This is a genomic window from Atribacteraceae bacterium (assembly GCA_035477455.1).
Taxonomy (GTDB): domain Bacteria; phylum Atribacterota; class Atribacteria; order Atribacterales; family Atribacteraceae; genus DATIKP01.
Map to the genome: position 1 here is coordinate 1 of DATIKP010000022.1, position 7,223 is coordinate 7,223.

Below are 7,223 nucleotides of genomic sequence, written 5' to 3' on the forward strand. Positions count from 1 at the left end.
CAAGCACAGCTGTTTCTCTACACCGCTACCGGGCCAAGAAGAAACCATACACGCCGGACGTACCCTGTTCCGATGATCACCCCCTTACTATAAAGAGTAATTGCTCGTGAGAAAAATTCCACCTCGAAGAAAGAACCTTCCTACCTTTATCACTCTAAGCACAGAGGGGTCGGTTGTCAATAGTGGACGCCAAACATTGTTTTTATTCTGGGAAAATGTCACCCCCAGTAGAATGAAGGGACAATCCTCACCATGACTAAATAAGAACGAAACAAACTCTGCCTCACCCGGTGTCTGCCTGACGAAGATGACCAGCAGGAAGACAGAGATTCCAGGCCTTGGGATACGCCATCTAACCCCTGCAAAAGGGGGTCGGGGAAGTGGGAGGGTTCGTCATTCACCAAAACAGGGCCAGGAAGCCTGGGAAGGCTCTTCCATTTCAATAAAGGTAAAAAAAAGGGGCATTTTGTGAGAACAAAACACCCCTTTTTTTAAGGGGGCATTTTCATAGAATATTGACAGAAAAATTGATAAAGTTGGCTCAGTTGGAAACGCTCATCTCATCCCAGCACTAACGACGTCAGCATCCTGAACTGCCGTTACATGGCTTTAAAGGAAATACCGGACGAGATTTTAGCTTACAAACCTCTCAGAACTCGATCTGAACTTTCAGGTGGTCCGGGTTTTCTGTCACTTCCCGGAAAGCCTCACCAAAATGTTCCAGGGAATAGGAGGCGGATATATATCGTCCGACCGGAATCCGGTTTTCCGCCAGAAGATTCAGCGAATATTGCATGGTTTTATTCAGGGCGAAGGACCCGATGATCCGCAGGTCCCGGCGGAAAATATCATACGGCTCCAGCCGCATGGAGGCCCCGATGGGCGCGACCCCGAAAACCAGGAAGGTACCGTCCGGTTCCACCAGGGGCAAGGCCCGCTCCATCACCGCGGGAAGGCCCGTAGCGTCAACCACCAGGTCATACCCGCGGGAGGAGAGCTGGCGAAGGGTCTCCTCTTCCGAACCGTCGGCCACCACAGTCTCCGCCCCCAGTTCGGCGGCCATAGCCAGCTTGGCCCGGCTGATGTCCACGGCTACGGCCTGCGCCGCTCCACTCATGCGTAAAAGCGCAAGCATCAGAAGGCCAATCGGTCCGGCTCCGAAGATTAATATTTTCGACCCTGGTCTTGGTTTCGCCCGCTGAACCCCGTATACTACGCAGGCTAAGGGTTCGGCCATCGCCCCTTCCCGGTAACTGGTCGAATCCGGCAGATGGTAAACGGCCTTTTCGGGAACAGCCACATATTCGGCAAAGGCTCCCCCCTGGGTCACCCCCACCACCCGTAGGTTCTCGCAATGGATGTGCTTATTTATTTTGCAATAATAGCAGCGGTCACAAAAGATATTGGGATCGGCGGCTACCCGATCACCCGGCTGGAATCCAACCACTTCTTTCCCGACATCAGCCACTTCTCCGGAAAACTCATGACCGGTCACAATGGGAAAGGAGGAAAAATACTCACCCTTGAGAATGTGCAGATCCGTCCCGCAGAACCCCGCCGCTTTGACCTGAATCAGTACTTCGTCAGACGCCGGGATGGGTACGTCCACCTCGCCGATAGTCCACTGGTCTTTGCCGGTAAAAATACACGCGCGCATGCAGCCTCCTGGTTTTATCGACCCCACTTTTCTTGTAAGGGGGCAAATTCCTTTGAAAAGTTCTTTAACGTCTGATAGAGTTGACGGTATTTTTCGTAAAAAACCTCATACCGTTCCCGGTGTTCCTGCCGGGGGCTATAGCTGTTCCGATGTTCGATGAATTTTCTACAGGCCTCTTCGAAAGAAGCGAACATGCCGATCCCCACCGCAGCGATGATACCAGCCCCCAGCGAGGCCGGGTCGTCGATATTGGTGGTGATCACCGCGCGGTTGACAATATCGGCCATGATCTGACACCACAAAGGACTGCGGGCTCCCCCGCCGGCCAGGACCATTTGCTCGGCTCGGAGATCGAAGCTTTCCAGGATTTCCACCGACTCCCGCTGGCTGAAAGCAACACCCTCCAAAACCGCACGGGCCAAGTGACCGGCGTGGTGTTGATAATTGAGTCCGAAGAAAGCCCCCCGGGCGCTGGGATCGGAATGAGGAGTTCGCTCTCCGATGAGATACGGGAGATAGAGAAGACCTCCGCTACCGGGCGGTGTTTCGCCGGCGAGCCGATTGAGCTGGTCATAGGTCAGGCCGGGATGAATCGGAACGAGAGCATCGTGGAACCAGTGGTACGACCCTCCGGCCGCCAGGGTGCAGCCCATCACAAACCAGGTCCCCGGCATCGAATAACAGCAGGAATGCAGGCCCCGGTTCAGGTGATCCTGCTTGGCTTCGTGGGTCAAGGCCATGGCCACCCCGGAAGTTCCCAGCACGCAGGAAATCATTCCATCCCGGATGGTCCCCAGACCAATGCCACCCGAGGATTGATCACCGCCTCCTCCCACTACAGGAATCCCAGCCGACAGACCGGTCTCGGCGGAGGCTCGCGTGGTTACCACGCCGGTTACCTCCGGTGACTCCACCACACTAGGCAACAGGGCGGGATCCAGATTGATCAACCGAAGCACTTCAGGTGACCAGCACCGTTTTCCCACGTCAAACAACAGAGTTAACGAAGCATCGGACACTTCGGCGACATACTCCCCGGTGAGCCGCAGGCGCAGATAGTCTTTGGGCAGAAGGATTTTGTAGGTCTTGAGAAGCGTCTCCGGTTCATGTTTCCGTAACCACATGATTTTGGGAAGCCAGTAACCGGTCAGCGGAGTATTCGCTGTGTGCTCCAGCAAAAAGTCGATCCCCGGCTGCTCCTTGAGTTCCTCGACTTCCGTGTAACTGCGCTGATCACACCAGATCAGACAGGGTCTGACCGCCTCTCCCAAGCGGTCCAACAGCACCAACCCCAACATCTGACCGGATAAGCCGACGGCCCGAATCTGCCGTAGATCACCGATGATGTTGGGTAATTTTCCTACGGCGGCCCGAAAGGCGTTCCACCAGTCCCGGGGATCCTGCTCCGCGCTGAAGGAATCCGGGTAAGAAACGGTGAGATCGACGGAAACCGTCTGAGTCTGCCCGGACTCCACGTCCAGCACCGTTGCCTTCAGTGACGACGTCCCCAGGTCGATACCGAGTATGTATGACTTCGGCACGATTCAACCTCCAAAAAAAGTCTCGAAAAAGGTTTACCGAACCTGTTTCCTAAATAAAGAGCACTCCACCGTCGACGTTGATCGCCTGACCAACGATATAGTCTGATTCATCGCTTGCGAGGAATACCGCAAGTCCGGCCATGTCCTCCGGCAGACTTAACCGGCCGCGTGGTATCTTGTTAATGAAAAACCGCCGCTTTTCCTCGGTATCCAGGTTGACCTTTCCCAGTTCAGTCTGGACAACGCCAGGGCAGATGGAGTTGACGTGCACGTTGTGGCGGATCATTTCCTTAGACAGAGCCCGGCTGAAATTCTGCACCGCGGCTTTGCTTGCCGCATAGGCCGCCTGGTAATCGGCGCCGTCTTTCGCACCGATGGAAGAAATATTGATGATTTTTCCATAGTTTTGCTCGATCATGATTTTTCCAACCGCCTGACACATCAGAAAAACACTTTTGGCGTTAACGGCGAAAATTTTATCCCAATCTTCTTCCCGGTAGTCGACCACCAGGCCGGAGATCATTATCCCGGCGTTATTGACCAGGATATCGATGCGGCCGAACTCGCGTAGCGTCATATCCCGGATCATCAAAGCGGTTTTCTTGAGGCTGACGTCGCCCACCGCCGCCGCCGCTTTTCGACTATAATCTTTCTGGATTTCCTGTACGGTCTCCCGACAGGTTTCCCCAGTAATATCGTTGACCACCACGTGACAGCCTTCCCGGGCCAAGCCCAGGGCGATCGCCTTGCCGATTCCCATTCCCGCACCGGTCACGATGGCAATTTTATCCGCTAACCGCATGGCCTTCACCTCTCTTATTCCACTCTTATTTCAACCCTTTCCCCAGCCTTTTCCCCATCTTTTTCCAACCTCTTTCCACTCTTCACTGTATCGTATATCCGCCATCAATCATGACATTCTCCCCGGTGATCAGGTTGGAGGCCTCACTGGCCAGGAATACCGCCACCGCCGCAACTTCTTCGGGATAACCGAAGCGGCGTACGGGAATTTTCTGCTTCATGGCTTCGCCGAGTTCTCCGGCCCAAGCCTTCTTCCCCAGTTCAGTGAGGATAACGGTCGGGGAGATGCTGTTCACGTTGATGTTGAGCTCGGCCCACTCCAGGGCTAACACCTTGCTCATGCTGATCATCCCCGCTTTACTGGCGCAGTAAGCCACGTGCCTGTCCAAAGCGACGACTCCCGCCTGGGAAGCGAGGTTGATGATCTTTCCCCCACCCTGCTCGATCATCTGTCGTCCCACCAGTTGGGCCAGGAAAAAGGGGGCACTCAAGTTGACAGCGATGGTCTGGTGCCAGTGTTCGGCGGTCAGTTTTTCGGCGTCGTCGAGCCGGGCGATCCCGGCGTTATTGACCAGGATGTCGATCCGGCCGAATTCACTGATCACCCGCTTGAGCTCTTTTTGGACCGATGAGGTGTCGGTCACGTCCACTATCGATACCAGGACCCGCCGGCCGATTTTTCGGATTTCCGAAGCGACCTGTTCTGATTCCTCTTTCAACAAGTCAAAAAGCGCGATATCGGCGCCTTTCTGGGCAAACAAAAGGGCGATCGCCCTGCCGATCCCCTGAGCTGCTCCGGTCACCAGGGCTGTTTTCCCCCCGAGACCGAAATTGATATCGAACGGCTTATATTCCATAGCTCTCCCTCGCTTTCAAGAAAACCATCGATGTTGTTCGTTAGGTTCATTATCGTTCATTATAATTCAAGCCTGTTCCGCCAAGGCCTCCCAAGGGTTAAAGAGCTGGTACCCGGCCGCCGCTGCGCGGGAATCGGACAGGCGGCCGGGTATCGATTTCCTCAGTGCAGTAACGCCTGGCGGACCAGATTCTGAGTATCCAGGGCACTCATGGTCCCCTGAGCCTGGCGCAGGGCCGCTTTATCCATTCCGGCCAGAATCCTCTCCAGGGCCCGGATGTTCTCTATGCTCTGTTTGCAAGCCAGAAACGCGTCTTCCCGATAGGGGAACTGATCGAGTCCCAGCCAGCCGTCATACCCGGTCTTTTCCAGGTAATAGAGGAACTCGAGGGTCTCGGGGAGATGTACGGAGCCAACGATCATGTCGTCGTCCCAATCCCGGAGACAGTCGTTGATGTGAACATTAAAAAGCTTTCCCCGGCCGTGGAGCAAAACGACGCTCTCCGCCGCGCTTTCCTTGCAGGCCAGGGCGTGACCGAAATCCATACACACCCCGACATTGTTCCGGTTGACTTCATTGACGAACAGAAGCACCTTCGCCGCTCCCGAAAGAGTCATTCGGTTGCGGGGTTCCCGGTGTTTGTATTCGAGCGAAACGAGCATGGTGGGGTCCAGGTCGGCAACTTGAACCACCGCCTTCCTGAGGTCGTCCCAGTGCGTCTGGTAATCGATTTGAAAGGGATAATCGAAACCGTCCTGACCCAGCCATAACGAGATGGCCGGGGAACCGACAGCTCGGGCAAAACCAACAGCCTCCTTACACAAACCCACCGCCTGAGAACGAATCGCCGGATCTCCGGCCCCCAACGATCCAAGTTGCCACTTCGGATCGGTAAAGGTGTTCACCAGAACACTCGAAACCTGCAGGCCATATTGATCCAGCGCTTCCCTCGCCAACCTGCCCTGGACCTCCCCTCCGCCACCCGCCGAAGCCCGGAATCCGGTGGGGTAGACGATCTCAACCGCGCCCACTTCCGGTAACCGAGAAGCCAGCGCGATGGTCTCGCCGGTCCCCAGGCTTGGAGAATAGCCATCCCGGTTGTACCGGTCACCCGCTCCCCCCAGACACCACAAACCCACTGAAACCTTGAAAGCCATGCCTATCTCCTTTCTCTAATTCCTTTCCTTACATCTTACCTGTTTTGACCGTTCCTGTCACGAAAAAAAGTCTTGCAGGATCGTGTCCAACAATTATAGGAGTATTTTTTATAGTCCTCATCAATTCTGACTTTTATCTCATTGTGTCAGGTTGAAAAAATGGCCACCAATGTTCAGGCAAGAAACCCAGGCGGAGGTGGGAAAATGGAAAGGATAGCGAACGGGCGACACAGGAAAGAGCTGCGGGGAGAAGCAGTGAAGCTGGCTACGGACAGAGGCATACCGACGCTGGAGAGCGAAGCGTTGGTCCTGACCGAAGGCAACGCCGGAACGCCGGATAAGGGTTTCTAAAGCAGGTCGTCTCGGAAAGATTGGCCAGTGTCAAGCTTCCCCTCGGGAGTTGTCCCTCGACTATTTTGTTTCGCTGTTGTGCCGCGTGTTGGAGGTGACCGCAAGCGGATACTTTGGTGTCGCTATCAACTTTCCGGGGGAGATCTTCGGTGACCCTTTGCAAGATCGGAAATTGCGAACTCAAGTGTCCACTATCGGTCTTGCCATTATTTCTGTTCCTTCGCAGAAAGTGTATCTTCTTCTATCAACCACCGGCAGTCGGCTTCAAGCGGTCCCAATTTGTTTTGCACAACGTCCCAGACCACGGGAAGGCTGATGCCGTAATACTCATGAGCTAGGATGTTCCGCAGCCCCACGATTTTGCGCCATTCAATATCCGCTGTACCGGTCTTTATGGACTCCGGCAAGCGGACCGGCCGCCTCACCGACGATCTCAAGATTCCACACCACCGCATCCTGGGTCTTCCGATCCCGCGCGAACACTTCGTAATTCATTGAGGCGGTGTATTCCCGGATTTGGGCGACCGCCTTCAAGATGTCGTCTATATACAGACGGGGGTCTCTAGGCATAAACCACCTCTTGTTCTATAATCGGCTTTAAGCGAGGCTTTACGGTGTCCGCCATAACCAGGTCCACGGGCCTCTGGAGGACCTCTTCCAACATGAATTTAAGATCCATGTAATTATCAAAAGTCGGTTCGCCCAACTCCACGAGGACATCCACATCGCTTTGGGAGCTTTCGTCACCTCTGGCATAGGACCCAAAAACGCCGATGCGTGTGACGGTAAAACGTTCCTGCAACTCCCGGCGCATTGCGGCAATCTGCCGAACAACGTTTTGAGTCGTATTTTTTGTCAT

At 54.7% G+C, this 7,223-nt stretch carries 8 protein-coding genes; 1 reads left to right on the top strand and 7 read right to left on the bottom strand.

What is annotated here, in order from left to right:
- Window positions 1-649 precede the first annotated feature (649 nt).
- From VLH40_01070 to VLH40_01090, 5 genes are all read right to left on the bottom strand, one after another.
- Entirely contained in the window at window positions 650-1,657 is a 1,008-nt protein-coding gene (locus VLH40_01070) for a zinc-dependent alcohol dehydrogenase family protein (protein HSV30599.1), read from the bottom strand.
- A gap of 14 nt (window positions 1,658-1,671) precedes the next feature.
- Window positions 1,672-3,198, bottom strand: coding sequence for a xylulokinase (gene xylB, locus VLH40_01075; protein HSV30600.1), 1,527 nt, complete (start codon window positions 3,196-3,198; stop codon window positions 1,672-1,674).
- A 49-nt stretch (window positions 3,199-3,247) separates the two neighbouring features.
- The gene (locus VLH40_01080; protein ID HSV30601.1) at window positions 3,248-4,000 is read right to left on the bottom strand and encodes an SDR family oxidoreductase; all 753 of its coding nucleotides are present in this window, start codon (window positions 3,998-4,000) and stop codon (window positions 3,248-3,250) included.
- Window positions 4,001-4,082: 82 nt separating this feature from the next.
- Window positions 4,083-4,856, bottom strand: coding sequence for a D-threitol dehydrogenase (locus VLH40_01085; protein HSV30602.1), 774 nt, complete (start codon window positions 4,854-4,856; stop codon window positions 4,083-4,085).
- Between the two features lie 161 nt (window positions 4,857-5,017).
- On the bottom strand, window positions 5,018-6,013 hold the full coding sequence (locus VLH40_01090; protein ID HSV30603.1) for a sugar phosphate isomerase/epimerase family protein: 996 nt from the start codon (window positions 6,011-6,013) through the stop codon (window positions 5,018-5,020).
- Window positions 6,014-6,217: 204 nt separating this feature from the next.
- Between VLH40_01090 and VLH40_01095 the strand changes: the two genes are divergently transcribed.
- A complete protein-coding gene (locus VLH40_01095) occupies window positions 6,218-6,364 on the top strand; it encodes a hypothetical protein (protein HSV30604.1) in 147 nt (48 codons plus the stop codon).
- 369 nt (window positions 6,365-6,733) lie between these two features.
- On the opposite strand, the gene VLH40_01100 is transcribed toward VLH40_01095, so the two are convergent.
- Window positions 6,734-6,934: a HepT-like ribonuclease domain-containing protein gene (locus VLH40_01100; GenBank protein HSV30605.1), complete on the bottom strand. Its 201-nt coding sequence runs from the start codon at window positions 6,932-6,934 to the stop codon at window positions 6,734-6,736.
- Window positions 6,927-7,223: nucleotidyltransferase family protein (locus VLH40_01105; GenBank protein ID HSV30606.1), on the bottom strand; the 297-nt coding region annotated here is incomplete at its 5' end. The genes VLH40_01105 and VLH40_01100, both read right to left, overlap by 8 nt.

Excerpts from the sequence above, each read along its gene's own strand:
- VLH40_01070 (HSV30599.1), bottom strand. The coding sequence starts at position 1,657 with ATGCGCGCGTGTATTTTTACCGGCAAAGACCAGTGGACTATCGGCGAG.
- VLH40_01080 (HSV30601.1), bottom strand. The coding sequence starts at position 4,000 with ATGCGGTTAGCGGATAAAATTGCCATCGTGACCGGTGCGGGAATGGGA.
- VLH40_01085 (HSV30602.1), bottom strand. The coding sequence starts at position 4,856 with ATGGAATATAAGCCGTTCGATATCAATTTCGGTCTCGGGGGGAAAACA.
- VLH40_01090 (HSV30603.1), bottom strand. The coding sequence starts at position 6,013 with ATGGCTTTCAAGGTTTCAGTGGGTTTGTGGTGTCTGGGGGGAGCGGGT.
- VLH40_01095 (HSV30604.1), top strand. The coding sequence starts at position 6,218 with ATGGAAAGGATAGCGAACGGGCGACACAGGAAAGAGCTGCGGGGAGAA.
- VLH40_01100 (HSV30605.1), bottom strand. The coding sequence starts at position 6,934 with ATGCCTAGAGACCCCCGTCTGTATATAGACGACATCTTGAAGGCGGTC.